A 26,022-nucleotide genomic window follows, 5' to 3' on the forward strand; every position below is an offset into this window, starting at 1 on the left:
GTTAATCTTGATTTGCTTGAATCGCAGTTAATAAAACCGTGTTAAAAATATCGTCTACTGTACAGCCTCTACTTAAATCGTTTACAGGTTTATTTAAACCTTGCAACATTGGGCCAATTGCCAAAGCACCAGTTTCTCTTTGAATAGCTTTATAAGTATTGTTTCCAGTATTCAAATCTGGGAAAATTAATACAGAAGCTTGTCCTGCAACTTCAGAATCTGGCATTTTTGTTTTTGCGACAGACATATCTACAGCTGCATCATATTGTATTGGACCTTCAATTTTTAAATCAGGTTTTTTAGCTTTTGCCAATTCAGTTGCTTTTCTCACTTTTTCTACTTCTTCACCTTTTCCAGAACTTCCAGAAGAATAAGATAACATTGCTACTTTTGCAGTAATACCAAAGGCTTCTGCAGAAGCTGCTGAAGAAATAGCGATTTCAGAAAGTTGTTCTGCATTCGGATTCGGATTTACAGCACAATCGCCCATTACAGAAACTCTGTCGGACAAACACATAAAAAATACGGATGAAACTACAGAAACTCCAGGTTTGGTTTTTATTAATTGCAGTGCAGGTTTTATGGTGTGCATTGTTGTGTGAACAGCTCCAGAAACCATTCCATCTGCCAAACCATTTAGAATCATTAAAGTTCCATAATAAGAAACATCTCTGGTTAAATCTACTGCAGTTGTCTCTGTTAAACCTTTGTGTTTTCTTGCCTCAAAAAGTGTGTTTGCAAAATCTTTATTATGAATAGAATCTTCAGGATTTAGAATGTTTAGTTTGTCTAAATCTATCTGAATTCCCAACTGATCGCATTTTAATTGAATGGTATTTCTGTCTCCTAATAATGTTAAATCTACAATATCTAATAATTGTAAACGTGCAGCAGCAGTTATAATTCGTTCATCATCTCCTTCTGGCAACACAATATGTTTTTTATGAATTCTAGCTTTCTGCAATAAATTATATTGAAACATGCTTGGTGTCATTCTATCTGACTGATATGAAGTCAAAATATTTGTTAAACCTTCTGCATTCACAAATTTATCAAACGTGTCTAATGATAATAATATTTTTTTATCATGAGTTGCATAAATTTTAGATTTTACGCTACCAATTTTGTTAGAAATATTAAAAGTGCCTCCATCAACAGAAATAATTGGCACTGTAGATTGTACACCTTCAATCAATTTTATAATCGATTCTTCTGGAATTAAAGTTCCTGTTAAAATAATTCCTGCAATTTTAGGGTAATTTTTAGAAGCGTTTGCTTGCAACGCACCTAAAATAATATCTGCTCTGTCTCCAGGTGTAATTACCAACGCATTTTCTTTAATTCTTGTTAGGTAGTTTCGAAGTTGCATGGCTCCAGTGCTATAACTACCAATGGCATTGTCTAAAAATTGTTCTCCAAATAAAACACGTCCATTTAATGCTTTTACAACTTCTTTAACTGTTGGAAATGCTAAAAAATCTATCTTCGGAATAATATCTATTTGAAGTTTCTTTGGAAAACTTTTAATGAGTTCTTGTCTAATATAATCTACTTCATCTTCCTCAATTTTATTGGCAATAATACCAATAACATCCACTTCTTTCTGAACAAATGCATTGTAAGAAAGTTGCATTGTATTAATGAAATCTTTCTTCTTTTTTCCATTTCCAGAACCAACAATTAAAGCAGGAATGTTTAAATTTTTAGCAATCATTAAATTTACATCTAATTCTGTAAAACTTCCACCGCTAGAAAAATCGGTTCCTTCAACTAAAACATAATCGTAGTTTGCTTCTAATTTTTTATACTTTTTAATAACATGATGAATTACTTCATCTTCTTTCCCTTCACTTAATAATTCTACAACTTCACTTTGTGTGTAGGCATAACAATCTTTATAATCGATTTCTAGGTTAAAAAAATTGATAGCAGTATTGGTATGTTCGTCATAACCATCTGCATTTATCTCGTTAATGATGGGTCTAAAATAACCCACTTTCGCAGATTTTGTTAACATCATTCTTAAAATACCTAATGATATTAAAGATTTACCACTATCGGATTCTACTGTGGCTATATATATGGCTTTACTCATGTTTTATTGAATTGTTTTACAAAAATAAGGCATAAAAAAATGACTAATTGCGATATTAGTCATTTATTATTTATAAAAATATAAACGTTATTTATTAAACCTGTAAAACACCCATGTTAAACTTCTTTTCTATAGGAGCATGGTTTGCAGCCTCAATTCCCATAGAAATCCAAGTTCTAGTATCCAGTGGATTTATTACTGCATCTGTCCAAATTCTTGCAGCGGCATAATAAGGCGAAACTTGATTATCGTAACGCTTTTTTATTTTATTGAATAATTCAGCTTCTTTTTCAGGAGTAATTTCTTCTCCACGTTTTTTTAGTGAAGCTTTTTCAATTTGAAGTAAAACTTTTGCTGCAGAATTACCACTCATAACTGCTAATTCTGCACTTGGCCAAGCAACAATTAATCTTGGATCATATGCTTTACCACACATAGCATAATTTCCTGCACCATAAGAATTTCCAATAACGATGGTAAATTTTGGTACCACAGAATTACTTACTGCGTTTACCATTTTTGCGCCATCTTTTATAATGCCTCCATGTTCCGATTTAGAACCCACCATAAAACCTGTAACATCTTGTAAGAAAACTAACGGAATTTTTTTTTGATTACAATTGGCAATAAAACGTGTAGCTTTATCAGCAGAATCGTTATAAATTACACCTCCAAATTGCATTTCTCCTTTTTTGGTTTTTACCAATTTTCTTTGATTGGCGACAATTCCAACTGCCCAACCATCAATTCTTGCATAACCTGTTAGAATGGTTTGTCCATAACCTTCTTTGTATTGCTCAAATTCCGAATTATCAACCAAACGCTTAATGATTTCTAACATATCATACTGTGCGTTTCTTTCTCTTGGTAAAATTCCAAAAATATCATCTTCTTTTTCTTTTGGTGGAAAAGATTCTGTTTTGCTAAAACCAGCTTTGTCATAATCACCAATTTTATCAACAATAAATTTTATTTTATCCAACGCATCTTTATCATCTTTTGCTTTGTAATCTGTAACACCAGAAATTTCGCAATGTGTAGTTGCTCCACCTAAAGTTTCATTATCAATAGATTCTCCAATTGCAGCTTTTACCAAATAACTTCCAGCCAAGAAAATACTTGCAGTTTTATCTACAATTAGTGCTTCATCACTCATAATTGGTAAATACGCGCCACCAGCAACACAACTTCCCATAACTGCAGAAATTTGTGTAATTCCCATGCTACTCATTACTGCATTATTTCTAAAAATTCGTCCAAAATGTTCTTTATCAGGAAAAATTTCGTCTTGCATTGGTAGATAAACTCCAGCAGAATCCACTAAATAAATAATTGGTAATCTGTTTTCTATAGATATTTCTTGTGCACGTAAATTCTTTTTTCCTGTAATAGGAAACCAAGCACCCGCTTTTACAGTAGCATCATTTGCAACAACAATACATTGTTTTCCTTTAATGTAGCCAATTTTTACAACCACGCCTCCAGAAGGACAACCACCATGTTCTGCATACATATCTTCACCTGCGAAAGCACCAATTTCAATAGATTTAGATTTGGAATCTAATAAATAATCTACTCTTTCACGAGCTGTCATTTTACCTTTTTCGTGTTGTTTGTCGATTCTTTTTTGACCACCACCTAATTTTACTTTGGCGAAACGTCTTTTTAAATCTGATGCTAAAAGCTTATTATAATCTTCGTTTTTATTGAAGTTGAGATCCATAGGAATTCGTTTCTTAGTTTTCAGCTAAATTAAGAAATATTATGATGAAAAAAAGAATGTATTTTTTCAAATTATAATCCCAGAGATATAAAATCATAATTAAATTATTGAAACAATAAACAAGCATGAGAATTTTTATCAAATTCATAAAAAAAATAAATATCCTGTAACAAACAGCCAAAAAAAGCAACAGATAGTATAAAGTATTTTGTTATAATTAAAAAAAATTAACGAAATTGCTTCACTTAAAAAATTGTTCAACTTAAAAAACTAAATACATATGGCTGATGACTTTGACTTATTAGAAACAAACTCTACTCAAAAAACTGAAAAAGTAGATGTTAATTGGGGAAAAGCTATTGATACAATGAAATCTAAATTGTCTCAAGAAGAAGATCCAGAAAAGCGTCAAAAAATATTAAATGCAACGTTAGATGATGTTGTAGATATGGCAAAACAAGACAGAAGTACATTGTTAGATGCTATTAAAGATTTAACCGATTATCAAGATGAAGTTGGTATTAAATTCGAAGGTTTTTCAGCTTTAAATGCAGAAGAACAAAAGGTTATTGACGATGCACAAAAAGCATTAGAAAGAGCAAGAATCGAATTAGAAGACGCAAAAAACAAACCAGATACTTGGTGGAATAATTTGTGGGGAAGAAAATCGAAGATTAAAAAAGAAGAAGCAGAATTTGCACAAGCAGAAAAAACAAGGGCAGGCGCAGATAATAAAGCAAAAGCATTGTTTCAAACAAGAATAGAAAGTGCAGATATTCAAACTTTATTGGGCGAACTTTCTTTTAAATCTCAAGCAGCTGTTACACGTTTAAAAAACAGAGAAGTAGAGATTAAAGAGGTAGAAGAAAAACTAAAAACGGCGATTGTAGAAGCTTCAAAAAATCATACAAAAGCATTAGAGAAGAAGAAAGAAGTAGAAGATAAATTAGAAGAGCAATATGCATTGTTAAAACAAGCGCGCCAAGAATTAGATGAAATTGCAGACAAGCAATCCACAGCGTATTCAGAAGCAATAGGAAAAGTAACAACAATTGAGCAAAAAGTGGAAGAATTAGAAGGATTGAAAAATGCCTACACAACTTTGGCTGCTTCTAAAGATAGTTTTGTGCACAAACACAATTTAACGATAAAAGTATTAACTTCTTTACGTTCTAATTTACAAACGCATAGAGCAAAATTAAAGAGTGATACTGAAGAAAGACTAAAATATTACGATGGTTATATTGTTGCGTTAAAAGCAAGAACCGACCAAGAATTTGCTGCTATTTTAGAGCATTTAGGTGTAAAAACGGACGAACATATTGGAGAAACGTTGGCTTCTATGCATTCTGCGAGTGCAAGAGCAAGACAAGATATGATGGAGAATATTCCAGTTCACGAAAAGGTTATGAAAGGTGTTTATAGCACGTATGCAGAGGCTTTACACGAGATACGTGAGAAAGACGTGGACATTCAAAAGAACTTTGCAGACAGATATGGAATCGATATGAAAGAGATTTTCGAGGACTATTACAAAGCAGATGCAAACGCGCCTTCTGGAAATGATGACGAACCTGCTGCAGCTCCAAAAAAGGAATCTTCTAACGACGATTTATTGTCTTAAAAATAGTAAACAGTTTACAGTTTCAGTTTGCAGTCAGTTATTGACTGTAAACTGTCACTGAATACTGAAAACTAAATTCTATGATTACAACACCTTTAGATTCTGCACTTTTAGACTCAAAAGAACAATACGTTTTTTATCACAAAATGGTAGATTTCGTATTAAAAGAATTGATTGTAAGCGTTCAGCAAGAAAAATTATGCAGTCAGCAAGAACTGTTGATTTTTAAGCAATATTCAGATTTACTTTTATATTCCATTGAAGCCATGCGTATTAAATATATGTATGATGAGGAAGATAATATGAAAGTCGATTTAACAGATTCTGGTTTTCCTAATTATTTGGAATTCCGTTTTTTGTACAACGATTTAGAATTAAAGAACGAATACATTCACAAATTAACAGATACAGTTTCTTTAAAAGAAGAATTTTTAAACACTTTATTAAAGAAAAAACAGTCTGTTAGAAGAGATCGATTGTTTCAAGCATCGTCTATTGTATATTATAAATCTGTAGATCAAAAATTAATTTTTAACAGGTTTGTACAAGGAAAAATTTTGGAAGCTCCAAAAGATGCTTCTTACGAATACATAACAAGTTGGAGTTTTTATGATGTAAGTCATAACAGACCATTTATCTGTTATATGTACTTTAATTACGAAGGAAAAAATGCTTTAAAGGATAAAGAAAAAATTTATCAAGTTTTAAAAGAAAGTGCAGATAGGCAAATGCCTTTAGATACCATGGCTTATAATATTGATAGAAAACTACCAAATATTCAGCCAAAACATATCAAAAGAATCGATTTAGGACCTTTTCATAACGTATTTGCAAAAGACGAAAACAAAATAACTCATGCTATTTTAAATGGAATTTCAAAAAAAGAAATTCCTTTAGAATCGTATGCATTATCACTAAAAATAGATGAGGTTTTTTCTGGAGAAACATTTACTGAAGGTGGTTTTTTTTCGAAACAAACCATGCAAAAATGGAGTGATGTAATTAAGCAAAGATATGTTTTTGCTCCACATAGAATTATTCAATTATTGCACAATCAAACGCCTGAAGTATTGCATAAATTGGCGAAAAGTCCGATTGAATTAGCAAGTTTAAAAATTGACAAAATATAAAGTATAGAGTAGCAGTAGCAGAATTCAACTGCTTACTGAAACTGTAAACTGAAAACTAAAAAAATGGAACATAACTCAACTTTCCCGATAAAACAAAACGAATTAGATATGCTTCGTGACGAAGCTTCTGGTTATTTAAAATCTATTCAATGGGAACAAAGTAATAGAGCAAAAAATAAAGATAAAGACGCAAAAGACGATTCAATTTTATTGTATTTGTCAAGAGCAAATAGTGGGAGCAATGTAGATATTACATCTGTTTCTAAAACCATTTTAGGCTTAAAGAAAAGACTTTTACCAGATTCTATTGCAATACCTGTATATTTAAATCAGACTTTATATGCAGTTCAAGAAGGAATTACATTAGGAATTTGGATAAAAGATAGTTATTACGATGCATCTGGTTTATCGAGTTTAAACGAACGAAAATCGGCATTAGATAATTCAGGAAAAAGAGAATACGAAAGCAAATTACAAACAGCAACTGCGTTTCAATTATTTGCGACTGCCTATAAAATTTTACACGATTTAAAACCTCATGCCTCAGACGATTTATCTGTTATGAAGCAGAAGTTTGCAGGAATTCCAGAAGTATCTTTTACTTCACCTTTAAAAGGAATTGCCTGTACTTTATTTTATTTTGATAAATACTTAGGACATCCAGATATTGTAAAAACAGACAAAGATGTAATCGATTTTACAGTGGTTTATTTTGAAGCATTTATTGATGAAATTCAGCTTCGAAAAAGTACGTTAGAATATGTAGAGACAATTCTAGATAGAACCTATAAATTAGAAAATAGCGATTTTGCAGTTTCAGGTTGGGACAATGTTTTTGCTGGAACCGCAAAAAGTGTGGAGTTTAATAAAATTCAGTTTGAGCAAATTGTTGGTAATAAAGATGCAAAACATTTTGCACGTAGATTAACAGAAAGAATGTTGAGTTACGATTTTGATGCGAAGAAAAATCCGTTTCAAGAATTGGGAGGTTTTATGCCAGTATTTATGGGTTATGGAATTCCAGGAACTGGAAAAAGTATGTTAATTGCGGCCATTGCAACACGTTTAAAAGAACATTCAGACAATTTAGAGATTCCGTTTTTGTTTCATCCAATGCCAGATACTTTAATTAGTACTTTTCAAGGAGGTTCTGCAGAAAAAATGGTGGAATGGATGAAGCCAATGCAAGACCCAACAAAATTAATTTTTGCGCCAATTGACGATGCAGAAAATAATTTACAAGAAAGAACTGCACAAGGAGTTTCAGCAGGAGTTAAAGAAGTAATTGGTGTTTTCTTACGATATACAGAAGGCGCTTATGCAGTAAATTATGGAAATTCTTCAATAGGTTTATTTACGAATTTACCAGAAATGTTAGACAAAGCTGTAATTTCTCGTGTCCAAGGAAGATTTAAAATTGATGGTGCAAGAACAGAACACGACTTTTTAGACCAAGATTATATTTGGTGGAAGAAATTTGATAAAACAATTCCAGATTTTGTGAATATGCAAAACCCAGAAAATTATCAATATTTAAAAGACCAAGGTTTGGCAAAAAGTATGGGAGAAATTTTAGATTCGGCAGGAAAACCTTCCGAAGAAAGAGTTTTACAAGCCTATGATAAAGCTGAAAAGTTGCATAAAACGAATCATCATTTATTTTTTGCGAGTTTGTATAAGGAAATTCAGCAAATATTTCCTTTTTTCTCTTCAAGAGATGTGCGTAATATTCAATCTGCAATTTCGTTACGATTAACAGATTTCGATTTAGAAAAAGATTGGTTTGATAATCCAGAAACGTATTTCAAAAAAGATTATGAAACCAAGTTTAATATGTTGCAAGAATTGATGAAAAGCAACATGAAAGGTTTAGATTTTTCAGAAATTAGGAGACAAGAAGTTGTGCGTTATTTAGACAATGTTGCAACGATTGCAGATACAGATTTCAAGAGAAAAGTAGATAGTAGAGTGAATCAATTAAATATCGATTTGGAAGCGAGAAAAACATTTGGTGGTGACAGATAATAAAATCAAAAATGTAACATCAAAAGTACTTTCCAATATTTGGGCAAAGTTAGAGCAAGTGAGTTTTGATTTTACTTTCAATAACGGAAAAACAGAACGTTTAACACACGAAGTGTATGGAAAAGCAGATGGAGTTGCAGTTTTGTTGTACAATCCATCAACCAAAAAAGTAGTTTTATCGAAGCAATTTAGAATTCCCATGTATGTTGCAGGCGTTAAAAACGGATTTTCAATAGAAGTTGTTGGAGGTTCAATCGATAAAAACGAATCGCCAGAAACGAGTGTAATTAGAGAAACAAAAGAAGAAATTGGTTATAATATTTCTGAAATCGAAAAAGTAACTACTGTTTTTTTATCACCAGGATTAATGAGAGAGCAAGTCCATTTATATGTTGCAAAATATACAAATGAAGACAAAGTTGAAAGTGGTGGAGGTTTAGCAGAAGAAAGTGAAGAAATTACAGTTTTAGAAACTTCTTTTGATGAAGCTTTAAAAATGATAGAGAACAAAGAAATTATAGATGCAAGAACAATTATGTTGTTGTACCATTTGAAAGTTAAAAATTTATTAGAGTAAATGTTAGAAGAATTCGATAATTATTACGCAAGATTCGAAAAAGCAAGTATTGGTAGAAGAATAGGAGCTTCAATAATAGATTTTATTATATATTATTTAATTGGAGTTATTTTAGGTTTGTTTTTTGATACACAAGATGATGGAATATTTAGTTATAATTTAGAAGGAATAGGGGCAATAATTAGTTTTTGCTTTATGTTCTTTTTATGGCCAATAAGCGAAGGAATTTGGGGACAAACTATTGGAAAACGCTTTGTAGATATTAAAGTAGTAACTAAAAAAAATGAACCTATTAATGTTGGACAAGCTTTTATAAGGTTCTTTTTAGGAATCATAGATTTTTTCTTGTTGATAGGAATAATTGTAGCTGCTGTAAATAAAGATAATCAAAGAATTGGAGATGCTGCAGCTGGCACTTTTGTAGTAAAAAGTAAGTACAATGGATAAACTAAAAAAAGCCAATTTATATAGAAGCGAACTAATTCCCATCAGTGGAAAATTAGTACAACGTTACAATAAATGTTTGTTGAAATTAGGTTTTTCAGCAACAAAACTCAACAATTTTTCAATTGATGGAGTAGGTTGGAGCCCAGAAATTGCCCAAGAAAAAAAGGAAGCTTTTTATCTAAATAATGGAGAAGCAAACACACATGCAATTATAATAACTCCGTTACAAAAAGGATTGCCAGTATATAATCCGTTTCATTCTTTTGATAGAGAAATAATGAAAACTGTTTTTAGAAAACACGGAGATAAAATAAATAATATTACAAGAGATTCAGCGATTTGTGTAGATTTTGATCAAAATATAGATACGTTTTACGAACCTTTAGATGTTTTAAAATATAAAGAAATCAACATTAAATTTCATTTAATAAATAATTTAGATGTTGCAAAAGCAGAACAATTAAAACTGATTGAAATCTTTAACGAGGACACAAATTTCATTGATGAAAATTTACATCAGAAATTATTGGCATCTGCAAAAAAATATGGCGATTTAAGAGAAAGAACGTTAGATTTAGAATCGGTTTCTTTTACATCAGATTCTTTCTACACGAAAGCATTTGGAGGAATATTTGTTTTAAGAGATTTTGTAAAACCCATCTTAATTTTCGAAAAAGAAGAAACCTATAAAGAAGCAATAAACGACACAACGTATGATGTTTTAATGTATCATATTTCTCATAAAGAATTAATCGAAAGACTGTTAAGTTACGATGTAATTGAGTTTGATTTAAATGAAGAGGTTTCAGGAAAAAGATATGATAGAATCAAAAAATACATATTTTCAGAATATTTAAAAGAAACGAATCATCCAGTAAAAGATGTTTTAGAAGATCCAATTTTATTTAAAAGTTATTTGAATAAAATAGATATACAAGCACGTAAAAAAGTGATGGGTTTAGAACTTTTTCTCCAAAAGAAAGAGATTTCAAAAACATTAAAAGCTAAAGATATTTTAGACGACGAATTATTTGTCGCTTTAAATAAACCACATTCATCTTTAAAACCTGCAAACCAAGATTTAATTTGGTATTTGTTGGTAAACATTGCGCCTAAAGACGTTTTGTTTTTATATTGGTATGATAAAGAACAGTTTTATGAGCGATTTGAAAAGTTAGAAGAATCTGTTCAAGATTGGATTGTAGAAACAATAATAAATGGTTATTAGGCTGGAAGTTGGAAGCACGAAGTTGGAAGTTAGCATAGGAGATAAAAACAGATTTTCGTATATTTATAAAAAGAAAATGAATGAGTTTTAAATTTGAAAATCTTATTATTTGGCAAAAGTCTATGGATTTGGGAGAGGATATGAATTTATTAGCCAAGAGTTTTCCAAAAGAAGAAATTTATAATTTATCATCACAGTTAAGAAGAGCGTCAGATTCTGTTGCTTTAAATATTTCTGAAGGCTCAATTTTACAATCAGGTCCAGAATATAGAAAGTTTTTAGGGTATTCAATTCGATCTTTAGCGGAAGTAGTAACTTGTTTATACAAAGCAAAAAGAAGAAATTATATGACAGAAGAAAATTTTAAAAATCAATATAAAAATTGTTTTAACTTAATGAATATGACAATAGCATTTAGAAATAAAATAAAATGATAAGTTGGAAGTATGAAGTTTGAAGATTGAAGCACGAGTAAGAAACTACCCACTTCATGCTTCCCACTTCAAACTTAAACCAACATAAAAAATAAAATAAGAGTAAGAAACTTCCAGTTTCAAACTCCGAACTTCAAACAATTTTAAAAAAATAACACAAAATAACGTAAGAGTAAGAAACTTCCAACTTCAAGCTCCCAACTTCAAACTTAAACCAACTTCAAACTTTAAAATTATGACATTAGAACTCATTATATTTATCGCTTCAATTGTATTCGGAATCATTATTTATTGGAGAGAATCTCAAACCAATAGAGTATATAGATTCTTTAATAAATTAATGAATTCGAAAGAGTTACAGATGAAAACTACTGATAAAAAAGGTTTTGTTTATGAGCAAAATTTTCTTTTAAGATTAGTGTTTATAGTATCATTTTTCTTGATTGGAATTTTAATTACACGTTTTTTAATTCCGATTGATTTAGCAACAATTTCGTTATTTGCTTCTATGATTTTCGGAACATTAGTAGGAACTTATTTAGCAGGAATCATTTTTAAATCATCGGCAATTATAGATGAACAGTCAGATTCTCTAGAAGATAAATTCAATGATGTTGTGGAAAAAGGAAAAGATTTTATAGAAGATTTAAAAGGAGAAGAACCAGTTGCAATTAAAAAAGCACAAGAAGAAATAGAAAAGCCAAAAGTAGAAGAGAAGAGCGCAAGAGAACGTTTAAAAGACAAAGGATTGCTTTAAGTAGTTGGAAGTTGGAAGCTCGAAGTTAGAATGTTTAAACTCGAATTAAATTGCAATTAAAATAATAATATAAGTCATTAAGAAAATATAATCAAACTATAAATCAAATAAAAATAGAAGTTAAGAGTAAGAAACCTCCATCTTCAAACTGTAAAGTATAAGTGAGAAACTTCCAGCTTCACACTCCCAACTTCAAACTATATAGAATGAGTGAGAAACTTCCAGCTTCACACTCCCAACTTCAACCTCATAATTATGATAAAAAATTATTGGAATAAAGGATCAAAACAGAAAAAGAGAGTCATCATATTCTCTTTAATTATAATAGCATTATTGTTCTTTTTAAGAGACGATTATCAACCAGCATTGTTGTTTTTTAGAAAGTTCATATTTATAATTTTGTTGTGTTTTACTGTTTTATATTTCGGATTAAGAAAATTCCGAAAATCCGCAAGTACAGGAAGTAGAATAGGAATTTTGTTTCTATTAGCACTTTTTTTTGGAGCAATTTATTACGTAGGTTTTCAACAGAAAATGTACAACTACATGCAGACTTACAATGTATTTAACGATTTAAAAAGAATTGAAATTGTAGAACTTCCCTTAACTCAAAATGAGAGAATTCAGCCTTTAAGAAATATTTTTTCGATGGCTAACGAATCCGTTGGCGAAACCAAAGATGTTTCTTTACCACATTTGGTAAGAGTAGATGGACATAATCAATGGACAATGGCAATTCAGCCAACAGAAAAATATTATTGGCAAGGTTTAAAAGACAATACAGAAGAGGTTTTTTCTGTGTCAAGCACAACTCCTTTTCCAAGATTTTCGAGCGAAAATAGAATTCCAGTTACGTTTTCAATTGGCGAATCTTTAAAATTCAGTAGAAATACTTACAATGCAGTTGTTCAAAGACTAAATCCTTGGATGTTGTTCAATTATGAACCAAGTGACACGTTTTATATGAAAAACGACAAAGGTGCTTGGGTACAAGTCGTTAGTTTAATAAAATGGAGAGGGTTCTTTTTTCCATATCCGACTTTTGGAGGAGTTATGGTTGTTGAAAATGGCGAACATAATTTCAATGATTATTTAGAGCGAATAACCATCGGAAAAGGAACCTATATTTCACCAGAAGAAATGAAAAACTACGAATATTTGACAAAACAGAATACATTGTCGGAAAAAGTATCTCGTTTACAAGCCGAATCTCTAAAGTTTTTAGCAGGTTTTTCAGATCCATTACCTTGGAATATGAAAAGCGCAGTTAAGATTCCAGTGGCTCCAAAAGACCAAAATGCACAACCTTATGTAACCGATTTCGATTTTTCTGACACAAAAATTGGCGCGTTTAGCGGATTGTATCATTGGTTTGGTTTAGAGCCAGTTGGCGAAGAAAGAACCAGTTTAAGTTACAGCGTTTTTATTCCTGCAGATGGAACTGATAAGTTCTATTATTACGATCATGCATCAAAAAAACAGGGTTATGCAGGTGTTTCTGCGATGCCTTTAAAAGTAAAAGAATCTAAAAAAGAATACGATTGGAATGCGAATTCACCAGTTGAATTCAGACCATATATTAAGAATATTGCAGGTAGAAAACGTATGTTCTTTTTAGGGACGGTTTCTACGATTAGCACTAATAATCCGAACCAGTTTGATGGTTCTGCAACACCAGATTTAGCTTTGGTAGACAGCGAATACAGAGATGTTGTTTGGATCAACGCAAAGAAACCAAGTACTTGGAACGAAGAAGTTTATAATCAATTAAACGAAGCGTGGAGAACCAGTGAAGGAGAAAATATTTATTTCGAAAAAGAGCTAACAGTTATAGAAAAAAATCAGGCAATATTAGATTCCATTCAACTGATTTCTAAAAAGGAAAAGAACGTTAAAGAAATTCAGCGTCTTCAAAAACAGATAGATTCTATTCGTATTAATCAATAATTTTTTTTGAAGCTATTTCCTGCTTTCCATTGTATCTTTTTTTGAAGAAAATTCAAAAAAAGGATGCCATTTCAATCAGGGCTAAACTTGTTTATAAACCATATTACTTATCAATAAACCCTTCAGAATCTATAATCTGAAGGGTTTTTAATTTTACAGAAATAATCAAAACAAATACATAATATTCCATAGAATTATATTCCTTGGAAAATAAATATTTATTTCGTAACTTTGTACTCAATTTAAAACCAATCAAAATGAAAACAAACAAAATAGTTTATTACATAAGCACGGGTTTATTAACCTTATTAATGCTTTTTTCTGCAGGAATGTATATTTTTAATCACGCAGAAGTAGCAGGAATGTTCGCTAATTTTGGGTACCCAACTTATATTATTTATCCATATGCAGTTGCAAAACTATTAGGATTAACAGCAATATGGTTCATAGGAAACAAAACATTAAAAGAATGGGCTTATGCAGGTTTTTTCTTCGCATTTATTTTTGCCTTCTTCGCACATTTTATGATTGGAGATGGCGAACAAATGGGGGCAGTAGTTGCAATGATACTATTAATAGTTTCTTATATATTCAATAAAAAAATAAACAATGTCAGATAACACAAGTTCAAAAGTAGTTTTAACTACCAAAAAATATTTAGCAGAAGCAAAAATGAGAAATCATTTTGCAGTAATAGACGAACCCGTAAATGCTGGTGGAGATGATAATGGACCAACACCAGTAGAATATTTATTAACAGCAATTGGAGGTTGTGTTTCTATTACTTTAAGAATGTATGCAGAAAGAAAAGGTTGGGATGTAGGTGAAATAACAGTTAATGTTTCACAAATAAAAGACGAAAATGGAACTCATTTAAGCGAAGAAATTTCATTCGAAAAAGAAATAGACGAAGATCAAAGAAAACGTTTGTTAGTAATCGCTGGCAAATGTCCAGTTGCGAAAATGGTAAAAGGAGAAACTGAAATAGTAAGCAGTATTCAGTAGTTCAGTTGGCAGTTTCAGTCAGCAGTCACAGTCACAGTCGCAGTTTTCAGAATAACTACGACAATTACACAGTTAAACAATTACACAATTACACAATTAAACATTTTAAAATATATGAAAAAGATATTAGCATTTGCAGGAAGTACAAGTTCAACATCTATCAATAAGAAGTTAGCAAGGTATGCCGCAGAAAATTTAGAAAACTCAAAATTCGATGTTATCGATTTAAGAGATTTTCCAATGGTAATTTATAGTGAAGACGAAGAAAAAGAAAACGGATTTCCAGAAAATGCAGAGAAATTCTCAAAATTATTAGATAAGTATGATGGTTTTATTTTGTCTTTAGCAGAACATAATGGCTCTTATGCAGCAGCTTTTAAAAACATTTTCGATTGGAGTTCAAGAATAGAAGCAAAAGTTTTTAGAAATAAATCGTTGTTATTAATGGCAACATCTCCTGGAGCAAGAGGAGGGCAATCTGTTTTAGAAGCTGGAGTTTCTAAATTTCCAAGAATGGGAGTTAAAGAACATTTTACATTTTCTTTGCCAAGCTTTTCAGACAATTTTAAAGACGGAAAAATAGTTGAAGAAGAATTAGATAAGCAATTAAAATCGACAATTAATGATTTCGAAAAATCTGTAAATCTGTAAATTATGAAAATAACTTTGTACGGAAGAAAAGGACATGCATACACAGTTGCATTTAAGAATTTCCTAAATTCTACAGATATTCCTTATGTTTATAAAGATGTTGCGTTAGATGAAGAAGCAAAAAAACATACAAAAGAATTATATGGTGGCGTTGTCAAATACCCAACTTTAATTGTTGATGAAGAAGTTTATTTAACACCAACAACAGAAGAATTTAATAAAATAATGCAAGACTTAAATTTAAGAGCGTAAAAATGGGCGATATTTCTAAAGACATACAATCGAATTTTAAAGACGATAAAATAAAGGCTTTAATCAACATAAAATATACAGCAAATTGGCTGAATAGTAAAGAAAATGATTTCTTTAAACCTTATGGAATTTCGCCACAACAATTTAATATTTTACGAATTTTAAGAGGAGCAAAGAAAGAAACTAAGGTTCAAATTATTAAAGATAGAATGATTGAACGTGCACCAAATGCAACACGTTTAATGGATAAATTATGTGAGAAAAATTTAATCGAAAGAATTCGTTGCGAACACGATAGAAGAGTAGTGTATGTAAAAATTACAGAAGAAGGTTTAGAGTTACTTTCCAATATCGATGTGAATAAAAACCTATCTTTTTTAGAGAATTTAACGGAGAAAGAAGCGTCTCAATTAAGTGATTTATTGGACAAAATTCGATAGAAAAAATTTACAAAATTATTTTCCAAGGAAAATAAAATAAATGTAGAAATCATGAAAACACAAAAAACAATTCAACATAAAGTTACAAGTCCGTTGGTAAATATGGGACCAATAAAACTGCGTCAACCATTGCCAACAGAGGGAATCGAAAATTTAGATCCGTTTTTATTATTGCATCATTATGGGCCTTATGCAATTTCAGAATTTAACAATCCGTTCGATTTAGGGCCACATCCACACAGAGGTTTCGAGCCAATTACGTTGTTATTTAAAGGCGAACAATTGCACAGAGATTCTCTGGGAAATGAAATGGTTGTAAAAGCTGGTGGTGTTCAATGGACAACTGCTGGACGTGGAATTATTCATGCTGAAGCTCCAACAAAAGAATTTGTTAAAAAAGGTGGCGAGTTAGAAGGAATTCAATTATGGCTCAATTTACCAGCAAAAGATAAAATGATTCCGCCAAATTATCAACATTTAGAAGATGCCCAAATTCCGAAATTATTTTCTGATGATAAAAAAGTGCAATTGAACATTATTGCTGGAAATCAATCAACTGAAAAAGGTCTGATTAAAACACAAACAGAAGTAAATGTTTTTACTGCAATTGCAGATGAAAATGGACAAATGGAAATTGAACTTCCAAAAAATCATCAATCTTTAATTTATTTATTAGAAGGAGAAATTTTGGTAAACAATTCAGAGATTTTGAAAAAAGGAGAAAACCAAATGATTACGTTCAATCAAGATGGAAATTTTATTCAATTTGAAGCAAAAAAACAAAGTACTCTATTGATAATTTCAGGAGCACCAATAAAAGAAAAAGTAACTCAATATGGCCCTTATGTAATGAATACACAGACTGAAATTTTAGAAGCAATGCGCGATTTTCAGCAGGGGAAAATGGGGCATTTATATTAACAAGGGTTTTAAACCCTTGCATAAAATAAAAATTATGAAAAAAATAATTCACAAATCAGAAACAAGAGGCGAAGCAAATCACGGTTGGTTAAAATCGTTTCATACATTTAGTTTTGCCAGTTATCAAAATTCAGAAAGAATGAATTTTGGAATGTTACGTGTTTTAAATGACGATGTTGTGCAACCGAAAATGGGTTTTGGTACACATCCACATAAAAATATGGAAATTATTTCCATTCCTATTTCTGGAGTGCTTTCTCATAAAGATTCTATGGATAATAAACGTTCTATAGAAGTTGGTGAAGTACAAGTAATGAGTGCTGGAACAGGTTTAACACATTCCGAATTTAACGATTCTAAAACAGATGCCGTTAACTTTCTTCAACTTTGGATTATTCCAGAAGCAGAAAATGTAACGCCAAATTACGAGCAAAAATTATTTTCTGAAGCTGAAAGAAAAAACAAGTTTCAAGTGTTGGTTTCGCCAAAAGACAAACAAATAAAAGGTTCTTTACCAATAAATCAGCAAGGTTATATTTCTATGATAGATTTAGAGGCCGATTTAAAAACAGAATATGAACTAAAAAACGGAGCTTATTTTTTCTTAATAGAAGGAGAAGTTTCAATTGCAGACGAAATAATTAAAAGAAGAGATGCTATTGGAATTTCGGAAACCGAAAAAGTTGTAATAAAAGCAAATAAACAAAGTAAATTGTTAATTATTGATGTTCCAATGAATTAATGATAAAATGTCATTTCGACCTTGTGGAGAAATCACTGACTTTTAGAGTAATCTCTTAAACTTTTGAAGAAACAATTTTTTGAAAAATCTCTAAGATTTGATTATCAAAATATCAAAAAAATAAAACCTGTTTAGCAAATTTGCTAAACAGGTTTTTTAAATTCTAATAAAATTTTAGTTTACGATTCACTAAAAATAATAGATTTTATATTTACAAATTCTCTAATTCCAAACCCTCCATGTTCTCTACCAAAACCAGAATCTTTTACACCACCAAAAGGCATTGCAGGATCTGCAATTCCGAATGAGTTTATAAATACCATTCCAGTATCAAAATATTTTTGAGCTAATTTTGTTGCTTTTTTTTCATCTTTAGAAAAAATTCCTCCACCTAAACCAAAACGACTATCGTTGGCAATTCTCATGGCATCATTTTCGTCTTTAGCTTTAATTAATGATGCAACTGGTCCAAAAAGTTCATCATCGTAAGCAGGTTGTCCAGATTTTACGTTTTCTAAAACAGTTACAGGATAATAAAAACCTTTCCCCTCTGGAATTTCTCCACCACATAAAATTTCTGCTCCTTTTTTTACACTTTCTTCTACTTGTTCATGTAGAGTTTCTCGTAAATCTTCTCTAGCCATTGGTCCCATATCGAATTTACTATCCATAGGGTTTCCAACTTTTACGTCTTTCATCGCTTTTACAAATGCTTTTTTAAATTCATCATAAACAGCATCTACAACTACAAACCTTTTTGCAGCGATGCAAGTTTCTCCATTATTATAAATTCTACCTCGTACACATTTTTCAACAGCCAATTCTAAATCTGCATCTTCTAATACGATATACGCATCATTACTACCCAGTTCTAAAACTACTTTTTTCAATTCAGTGGTAGCTTTTTCTCCCACTTTTTTTCCAGCCTTAGAACTTCCTGTTAAAGTTACACCTCTTACTAAATTATGTTCAATAACTTTGTTTGATTGTTCGTGTTCAATAATTAAAACTTTAAATAAATCTTTTGGCAAACCAGCTTCTTTAAAAATTTTTTCTAAAAACTTACCAGTTCCAGTTACGTTTTTTGCATGTTTTAACAATACTCCATTTCCAGCCATTAAATTTACAATAGCGTATCTAATAACTTGGTATGAAGGGTAGTTCCAAGGCTGAATTCCGTAAACAATTCCAATGGGAGAATAAGTAATAATTCCTTTTCCTCCACCAACTAATTCTCTTGCTTCTTCTTTTAAATTTTCTGATGCATTTTCGGCAGTATATTTACAAATTCCCGAACATAAATCTACTTCTTGCTCACTCTGGCTGAATAGTTTTCCCATTTCATTGGTCATTAATTCGGAAAGTTCTTTTTTATGCTCTTGTAATTTTTTTCCAATACCTCCAATAATTTTTGCTCGTTCTTTTAGAGAAACTAATTTCCAATCTAAAAAAGCAGTATTACAATCTTTTATAGCTGTATCCATTTCAGCAGTTGTCATGTACTTGTAGGTTTCTATTTTTTCGTTAGTTGCAGGATTAATTGTAGTAATATTTTTTTCTTTAGTCATAATTATTGTTTTATTTAATACCTTAAATCGATTCAAAGGTATTTTATTCTCTATTTTTTAATTGATGCAATCCATCTATTCTTTAACTTGTATAGAGTTGTAGTGTTAAAGATTCAATAAAAGAGTAGATTCTTATTTCTCTTATTTTTAATTTCAAAAAATAAGCATATCTTGCAAAGTATTATGCATGCATAATAAATCGAAGCGTATTTCTTCTGCTTTTCTCACAAGATTTAAGTTGAAATTGTCATTCCTGTGAAAACAGGAATCTAAACTTTGATAGCTTTTACCCGATTTTTTTAATCAGAATAAAATAGTAAAATGAGTATATACAAACACATATTTGAGCCGTTAGATTTAGGATTTACAACCTTAAAAAATAGAATTTTAATGGGTTCTATGCATACAGGTTTAGAAGAAGAAAAAAACGGAATAGACAAAATTGCTACTTATTATGCAGAAAGAGCAAAAGGTGGAGTAGGGTTGATTGTAACTGGAGGAATTTCGCCAAACATACAAGGTTGGACAGGGCCATTTTCTGCGAGAATGTCTACAAAAAAACATGCAAAACATCATCAAAAAATAACAGAAGCTGTACATAAAGAAGGAGGGAAGATCTGTATGCAAATTCTACATGCAGGACGTTATGGATATCATCCTTTTAATGTAGCGCCTTCAGAAATAAAATCACCAATAACACCATTCAAACCATTCAAATTAACAGAATCGGGAATTAAAAGAACCATTCGCGATTTTGTAAATTCTGCAAAACTATCTAAAGTAGCAGGTTATGATGGTGTTGAAATTATGGGTTCAGAAGGGTATTTAATCAATCAATTTATTGTTAAAAGAACCAATAAAAGAACCGATTCTTGGGGTGGAGATTATGAAAACAGAATGCGCTTGCCAATTGAATTGGTAAAACAAACACGAGAAGCTGTAGGTAAAGAATTTATTATTATTTACAGATTATCGATGTTAGATTTGGTAGAAAATGGAAGTTCTTGGAAAGAAGTTGTTCAACTTGGAAAAGAAATTGAAAAAGCTGGAGCAACCATAATAAATACAGGAATTGGTTGGCACGAAGCAAGAATACCAACAATTTCAACTGCAGTTCCAAGAGGTGCATTTACTTGGGTAACCAAAAAAATGAAAGAAGAAATCTCAATTCCATTGATAACTTCTAACAGAATAAATATGCCAGAAACTGCAGAAAAAATCCTTGCAGAAGGAGATGCAGATATGATTTCTATGGCAAGACCATTTTTGGCAGATCCTGAATGGGTAAACAAGGCAAAAGCTGATAAATCTGATGAAATTAATACATGTATTGGTTGTAATCAGGCTTGTTTAGATCATGTTTTTGAGCAGAAAGTAGCGAGTTGTTTGGTAAACCCTAGAGCTTGTCATGAAACAGAATTGAATTATAATCCTACAAAAAATAAGAAAAAAGTTGCAGTAATTGGAGCAGGTCCAGCAGGATTAGCTGCAGCAACAATTTCCGCAGAAAGAGGACATATTGTAACTTTATTTGACGCTGATAAAGAAATTGGTGGGCAATTTAATATTGCAAAACAAATTCCAGGGAAAGAAGAGTTCTATGAAACATTACGTTATTTTAACAAACAAATAGAGTTACATAATGTAACTGTAAAATTAAATACCAGAGTTTCTGTGGAAGATTTACAATCATCGGATTTTGATGAAATTGTAGTTGCAACAGGAATAAAACCAAGAGAATTAAAAATAGAAGGAATAGATAACCCTAAAGTGTTGAGTTATTTAGATGTTCTAAAACATAAAAAACCAGTTGGAAAACGAGTAGCAGTAATTGGTGCAGGAGGAATTGGTTTTGACGTTTCAGAATATTTATCTCACGAAGGAGAATCTACATCACAAAATATTAATGCTTGGTTAAAAGAATGGGGAATTGATAAAACGTTAGAAGCACGTTCTGGAATTGAAGGAGTAAAACCAGAATTTCATCCATCTCCAAGAGAAATTTTTATGTTTAAAAGAAGTGCTGGTAAATTCGGTGGAAATTTAGGAAAAACCACAGGTTGGATTCATAGATCTACCTTAAAGAAAAAGAAAGTTCAGTTTATAGGAGAAGTACAATACACAAAGATTGATGATGAAGGTTTACATTATATAAAAGATGAAAAACCACAAGTTTTAAAAGTAGATAATGTGGTTATTTGTGCAGGGCAAACTCCGTTTAAAGAATTGTATCAACCTTTATTAGATGCTGGAAAAAATGTACATGTAATTGGTGGCGCGGATTTTGCAAGTGAATTGGATGCGAAGAGAGCAATAAATCAAGGAGCAAGATTAGCTGCAAAGTTGTAATCTTTTCTTATTTTTGAACCAAATTAAACTTCTTATAATGAAAAATTTATTCTTATTATTTGCATTCAGTTATGCTGGATTAGTATTTTCTCAGCAGGAACCAGAATTTCCAAAATACAATGCTAAAAATGTAGCGAATATTTTTTATTATAATTTATCTGAAATTCCAGAAAAAATTAAAGTAAAAAAAGAGATTACAAAAAATAAGACATTAACGGAACTTAGAAAATATAATGATAAAATAAAAAAAATCTCTTTTTTAAATACTCCAAAGTTGCTCGATTTAGAATTAACTATTAATTCTTTGGGCAAACAGTTATATTCCAATAGAGAATTAGCTGAAAAAATTAGTAAAAGAATTCAAACGATTATAGTACCAATAAGAGATAGTATCGATATTTATGAGAAAACTCTAAATGAAAATTTAGAAGGCTTTTTATCAAAAAAACAAAATAAAAAGTGGTTAAAATATCAAAGAGCAGAAAAAAGAAAATTATTACCTGAAAGACCAAAAAACCAAAACAGTGCTCCTGTTAATATGAATAGGAGACGAAGAAATGGGCAAGGTATAGGTGGTAGAAGATTCTAACTACTTTACAATCTTAACGTTTTTTTTAAACAATTATTTAAGTATAATAAACATTTTCTTTGCTTCTAGTTTTATGTATTAAACCTATTTAATTGTTCCAATTTTACTACATTATTATTCATTAATTTTTTTTACCATTTCTCAAGTTGAACAAACAAAATAAATTAGCGATATTTGTAAATTAACTAACTAACAGAAAAGAATTATGGGAATGAATAAAAATACTGTGCTTGCTTGGGCAACTTTTATAATGATTTTAGTAGGACTAGGTCTAATTGCATTAGGTGCTTTTAGATATGATGATGTTGCTGGTTGGGGGTTTGCTTCAGTGGGTATTGGTTTCTTTGCAATTGCTTGGGTTTTTAATGCATTAAAAGGAAGAGTTTAAAAAGTCTACAAATTTCAGTAGCAGTTTTCAAAAAAAATAATTTTCAAAATATAGTATAATATGAGTGACGATAAGAAAGTAATCTTTTCGATGAATAAGTTGTCTAAAACTTATCAATCTACAGGAAAACAAGTTTTAAAAGATATATATTTAAGTTTTTTCTACGGAGCTAAAATTGGTATTCTTGGTTTAAATGGGTCTGGAAAATCTACATTATTAAAAATAATTGCTGGTGTCGAAAAAAAATTCCAAGGAGATGTAACTTTTTCTCCTGGTTATAAAGTTGGTTATTTAGAGCAAGAACCACAATTAGATCCAGAAAAAACAGTTTTAGAAATTGTTAAAGAAGGTGTTGCAGAAACGGTTGCTATTTTAGATGAATATAACAAAATAAACGACATGTTTGGTTTGGAAGAAGTTTATTCAGATGCAGACAAGATGGAAAAACTAATGGCACAACAAGCAGAGCTTCAAGATAAAATAGATGCTGCAAATGCTTGGGAATTAGATACCAAGTTAGAAATTGCAATGGATGCTTTAAGAACACCAGATTCCGATAAGAAAATTGGAGTTCTTTCTGGTGGAGAAAAAAGACGTGTTGCACTTTGTAGATTATTACTACAAGAACCAGAAATTTTATTATTAGATGAGCCAACAAACCACTTGGATGCAGAATCTGTACATTGGTTAGAGCATCATTTAGCACAATATAAAGGAACTGTAATTGCAGTAACACACGATAGATACTTCTTAGATAATGTTGCTGGTTGGATTTTAGAATTAGATAGAGGAGAAGGAATTCCTTGGAAAGGAAACTACTCTTCTTGGTTAGATCAGAAATCGCAAAGAATGGCGAAAGAAAGCAAAACTGCTTCTAAACGTCAGAAAACTTTAGAACGAGAGTTGGAATGGGTTCGTCAAGGAGCAAAAGGGCGTCAAACAAAACAGAAAGCACGTTTGAAGAACTACGATAAATTGATGAGTCAAGATCAAAAAGTTGTTGACGAAAAATTAGAAATCTACATTCCTAATGGACCACGTTTAGGAACCAATGTTATAGAAGCTTCAGGAGTTTCTAAAGCTTATGGAGATAAATTATTATATGAAAATTTAGAATTTAACCTTCCTCAAGCAGGTATTGTGGGAATTATTGGGCCAAATGGTGCTGGAAAAACCACTATTTTTAGAATGATTATGGGAGAAGAAACCCCTGATAAAGGTGAGTTTAAAGTTGGTGAAACTGCAAAAATCGCTTATGTAGATCAAGCACATTCAGATATTAACCCAGATAAAACAATTTGGGAAAACTTTTCTGATGGACAAGATTTGGTAATGATGGGAGGAAAGCAAGTAAATTCTCGTGCTTATTTAAGTCGTTTTAATTTCTCTGGAAGTGAACAAAATAAGAAAGTAGATACACTTTCTGGAGGAGAAAGAAACCGTTTGCATTTAGCGATGACTTTAAAGGAAGAAGGAAACGTACTTTTATTAGATGAGCCAACCAACGATTTAGATGTAAATACTCTAAGAGCATTAGAAGAAGGGTTAGAAAATTTCGCAGGTTGTGCAGTAGTTATTAGTCACGATAGATGGTTTTTAGATAGAGTTTGTACCCACATTTTAGCTTTCGAAGGAAATAGTGAAGTTTATTTTTTTGAAGGTTCTTTTTCTGACTACGAAGAGAATAAGAAAAAGCGTTTGGGTGGAGATTTAATGCCAAAACGTATTAAGTATAAGAAGTTGATTCGATAGTTAATGAATATTCTAAATATTAAAAAGCCCCATTTCAATTTTGAAATGGGGCTTTTAACTTCTACTTATTCTTTCGCAATAAAAGATTTAGTTAGCAGTATTTAATTCAAAAAAAATACTAACGCGAATCTATTATTTTATATTTGAAATTTACTAGGTATAAATACCTGTTTTAATTTCTATTTGTACTTCTTCTTCCTGTTGTAGAGCTGTTTGTAACTCTTTTTTTGTCTGAAACCTTTCTTTTTATTTTAGAAGATTTACTTGTTTTAGGAGTTTCTACCTTTCTTTTTACAGAAGTATTCCTTAAACTTGTGTTTGAAGATCTTCTATTGGGAACTACTTTTTTTGTAGCTTTAGAAGTATTTCTTGAGCTCACATTCGATGTGCTTCTTTTAGGAGTTGTTACAGTGCTTCTTCTTATATTAGAATCTGTACTTCTGTTATTTGTATTTGTAGAACCTCTTCTTCCTGAATTAGAAATTACATTTCTTTTCGAGTTAGAATCTAATGTTCTTGTTGAATTCGACTTTCTATAAGAAATATTCTTATGTTTGTTATATGTATTATTTCTTGTTGCAGAAACTGGCTTCCTTCTTTTTAATATTTTATTTCTACTTCCAATTTTTGCATTTCTATTTGCTTTATAGTAAAAATATCTACTATCTTCTCTGAATTTTGTGTAGTTTCTTCCAAAATCATTTCTATAGAAATAAGCATCATTATAATTAAAAATTGTTCCAAGACTTAAATTAATATTTACGCCATTATAATTATAATATTCATTTTTTACATTTCCGTAAAAAGTTGGGTAACCACCTCTATCGTATACAACTCTTAAGTTACCAACATTTGTAAGATTTCCTCTGTAATACCTTAGAAAAACATTTCCAATTCTATTTACATTTCCATGAATATCGTAATTAATAAAAACATTTCCTACACGTCTAATTCTTCCTCTATAATCTCTATCAATTTTAACTCCATTTGTAGAAAAACGTGTCCCATTATAATCGAAATAACTTTTGTTATAATGTGTATTAAAGTCAAATTCTCCATTTAAGAAAATAAAAAATTCAATGCCTCGTTCTGTAAAGTTTACAGAATCGTCATAAGAGTAATTTACCCTGTAGCTGTTTGGTAGTGAATTGCCGTTTTTGGCTTCAACAGTAGAAACCATCATAAACATTCCTAATAATATAAGTATACCTTTTTTCATAATATATGGTTTTAAAGGGTTTTGCCTACTCTAATTGCTTTTCGGCTTCCGCATTTGATTATTAAGTTTTCAAAGAACGTGCCAAAAAAATATTCATATAACAAAGAAAATGAATTTTTATTACCCTTATTACAATTAGGGTGTTGATTTTTAGAGTGT

The 26,022-nt window shown here is 30.8% G+C and carries 24 protein-coding genes; 20 read left to right on the forward strand and 4 right to left on the reverse strand.

All coding sequences use genetic code 11. The annotated features are described in order from the left end of the window. Position 1: 1 nt before the first annotated feature. Both pta and H9I45_RS15715 read right to left on the reverse strand, forming a co-directional pair. Positions 2-2,095 (reverse strand): phosphate acetyltransferase, encoded by a 2,094-nt coding sequence (gene pta / locus H9I45_RS15710; RefSeq protein WP_088354180.1) that lies wholly within the window; start codon positions 2,093-2,095, stop codon positions 2-4. 94 nt (positions 2,096-2,189) lie between these two features. Further along, positions 2,190-3,818, reverse strand: a complete 1,629-nt coding sequence (locus tag H9I45_RS15715; RefSeq protein ID WP_088354179.1) for an acyl-CoA carboxylase subunit beta — start codon at positions 3,816-3,818, stop codon at positions 2,190-2,192. 280 nt (positions 3,819-4,098) lie between these two features. Here H9I45_RS15715 and H9I45_RS15720 point away from each other — a divergent pair, with 280 nt between their 5' ends. The 16 genes from H9I45_RS15720 to H9I45_RS15795 all read left to right on the forward strand — a co-directional run bounded on the left by H9I45_RS15720 (position 4,099) and on the right by H9I45_RS15795 (position 17,998). Then, a complete protein-coding gene (locus H9I45_RS15720; RefSeq protein ID WP_088354178.1) occupies positions 4,099-5,442 on the forward strand; it encodes a glycosyltransferase family protein in 1,344 nt (447 codons plus the stop codon). Between the two features lie 80 nt (positions 5,443-5,522). Then, a complete protein-coding gene (locus H9I45_RS15725; RefSeq protein ID WP_088354177.1) occupies positions 5,523-6,572 on the forward strand; it encodes a hypothetical protein in 1,050 nt (349 codons plus the stop codon). Positions 6,573-6,635: 63 nt separating this feature from the next. Then, positions 6,636-8,597, forward strand: coding sequence for an AAA family ATPase (locus tag H9I45_RS15730; protein ID WP_088354176.1), 1,962 nt, complete (start codon positions 6,636-6,638; stop codon positions 8,595-8,597). Then, entirely contained in the window at positions 8,587-9,174 is a 588-nt protein-coding gene (locus H9I45_RS15735; protein WP_228454942.1) for an NUDIX domain-containing protein, read from the forward strand. Before H9I45_RS15730 ends, H9I45_RS15735 begins: the two co-directional genes overlap by 11 nt. After that, a complete protein-coding gene (locus H9I45_RS15740; protein ID WP_088354174.1) occupies positions 9,175-9,621 on the forward strand; it encodes an RDD family protein in 447 nt (148 codons plus the stop codon). It begins immediately after the preceding gene. Further along, complete coding sequence (locus H9I45_RS15745; RefSeq protein ID WP_088354173.1) at positions 9,614-10,849, forward strand: DUF6638 family protein; 1,236 nt, start codon at positions 9,614-9,616, stop codon at positions 10,847-10,849. The genes H9I45_RS15740 and H9I45_RS15745 overlap by 8 nt, the downstream gene beginning before the upstream one ends. 80 nt (positions 10,850-10,929) lie before the next feature. After that, complete coding sequence (locus H9I45_RS15750) at positions 10,930-11,283, forward strand: four helix bundle protein (protein WP_088354172.1); 354 nt, start codon at positions 10,930-10,932, stop codon at positions 11,281-11,283. 235 nt (positions 11,284-11,518) lie between these two features. Continuing rightward, complete coding sequence (locus H9I45_RS15755; RefSeq protein WP_088354171.1) at positions 11,519-12,040, forward strand: hypothetical protein; 522 nt, start codon at positions 11,519-11,521, stop codon at positions 12,038-12,040. Positions 12,041-12,295: 255 nt separating this feature from the next. Further along, the gene (locus H9I45_RS15760) at positions 12,296-13,987 is read left to right on the forward strand and encodes an energy-coupling factor transporter transmembrane component T family protein (protein ID WP_088354170.1); all 1,692 of its coding nucleotides are present in this window, start codon (positions 12,296-12,298) and stop codon (positions 13,985-13,987) included. A 257-nt stretch (positions 13,988-14,244) separates the two neighbouring features. Beyond that, the gene (locus H9I45_RS15765; RefSeq protein ID WP_088354169.1) at positions 14,245-14,607 is read left to right on the forward strand and encodes a DoxX family protein; all 363 of its coding nucleotides are present in this window, start codon (positions 14,245-14,247) and stop codon (positions 14,605-14,607) included. Continuing rightward, positions 14,597-14,992 (forward strand): OsmC family protein, encoded by a 396-nt coding sequence (locus tag H9I45_RS15770; RefSeq protein ID WP_088354168.1) that lies wholly within the window; start codon positions 14,597-14,599, stop codon positions 14,990-14,992. Before H9I45_RS15765 ends, H9I45_RS15770 begins: the two co-directional genes overlap by 11 nt. Before the next feature lie 114 nt (positions 14,993-15,106). Then, positions 15,107-15,643 carry an NADPH-dependent FMN reductase gene (locus H9I45_RS15775; protein ID WP_088354167.1) on the forward strand — a complete coding sequence of 179 codons (537 nt, stop codon included), beginning with the start codon at positions 15,107-15,109 and terminating at the stop codon, positions 15,641-15,643. 3 nt (positions 15,644-15,646) lie between these two features. Then, positions 15,647-15,895 (forward strand): glutaredoxin family protein, encoded by a 249-nt coding sequence (locus H9I45_RS15780; protein WP_088354166.1) that lies wholly within the window; start codon positions 15,647-15,649, stop codon positions 15,893-15,895. A 2-nt stretch (positions 15,896-15,897) separates the two neighbouring features. After that, complete coding sequence (locus tag H9I45_RS15785) at positions 15,898-16,335, forward strand: MarR family winged helix-turn-helix transcriptional regulator (RefSeq protein WP_088354165.1); 438 nt, start codon at positions 15,898-15,900, stop codon at positions 16,333-16,335. A gap of 51 nt (positions 16,336-16,386) precedes the next feature. Beyond that, positions 16,387-17,256 (forward strand): pirin family protein, encoded by an 870-nt coding sequence (locus H9I45_RS15790; RefSeq protein WP_088354164.1) that lies wholly within the window; start codon positions 16,387-16,389, stop codon positions 17,254-17,256. A 34-nt stretch (positions 17,257-17,290) separates the two neighbouring features. After that, complete coding sequence (locus H9I45_RS15795) at positions 17,291-17,998, forward strand: pirin family protein (protein WP_088354163.1); 708 nt, start codon at positions 17,291-17,293, stop codon at positions 17,996-17,998. A gap of 179 nt (positions 17,999-18,177) precedes the next feature. On the opposite strand, the gene H9I45_RS15800 is transcribed toward H9I45_RS15795, so the two are convergent. Further along, positions 18,178-19,566, reverse strand: a complete 1,389-nt coding sequence (locus H9I45_RS15800; RefSeq protein WP_088354162.1) for an NAD-dependent succinate-semialdehyde dehydrogenase — start codon at positions 19,564-19,566, stop codon at positions 18,178-18,180. 321 nt (positions 19,567-19,887) lie between these two features. Here H9I45_RS15800 and H9I45_RS15805 point away from each other — a divergent pair, with 321 nt between their 5' ends. The 4 genes from H9I45_RS15805 (at position 19,888) to ettA (ending at position 24,644) form a co-directional block, all read left to right on the forward strand. Continuing rightward, positions 19,888-21,915, forward strand: coding sequence for an NADPH-dependent 2,4-dienoyl-CoA reductase (locus H9I45_RS15805; protein WP_088354161.1), 2,028 nt, complete (start codon positions 19,888-19,890; stop codon positions 21,913-21,915). Positions 21,916-21,928: 13 nt separating this feature from the next. Beyond that, positions 21,929-22,504 carry a hypothetical protein gene (locus tag H9I45_RS15810; protein WP_228454945.1) on the forward strand — a complete coding sequence of 192 codons (576 nt, stop codon included), beginning with the start codon at positions 21,929-21,931 and terminating at the stop codon, positions 22,502-22,504. A gap of 205 nt (positions 22,505-22,709) precedes the next feature. Continuing rightward, entirely contained in the window at positions 22,710-22,892 is a 183-nt protein-coding gene (locus H9I45_RS15815) for a CAL67264 family membrane protein (protein WP_072994856.1), read from the forward strand. A gap of 60 nt (positions 22,893-22,952) precedes the next feature. Beyond that, positions 22,953-24,644: an energy-dependent translational throttle protein EttA gene (gene ettA / locus H9I45_RS15820; protein ID WP_088354159.1), complete on the forward strand. Its 1,692-nt coding sequence runs from the start codon at positions 22,953-22,955 to the stop codon at positions 24,642-24,644. Between the two features lie 172 nt (positions 24,645-24,816). Here ettA and H9I45_RS15825 read toward each other — a convergent pair whose 3' ends face one another. Continuing rightward, positions 24,817-25,863 (reverse strand): hypothetical protein, encoded by a 1,047-nt coding sequence (locus H9I45_RS15825; RefSeq protein ID WP_088354158.1) that lies wholly within the window; start codon positions 25,861-25,863, stop codon positions 24,817-24,819. Between the last annotated feature and the right edge of the window lie 159 nt (positions 25,864-26,022).

The organism is Polaribacter haliotis, from assembly GCF_014784055.1.
GTDB lineage: Bacteria > Bacteroidota > Bacteroidia > Flavobacteriales > Flavobacteriaceae > Polaribacter > Polaribacter haliotis.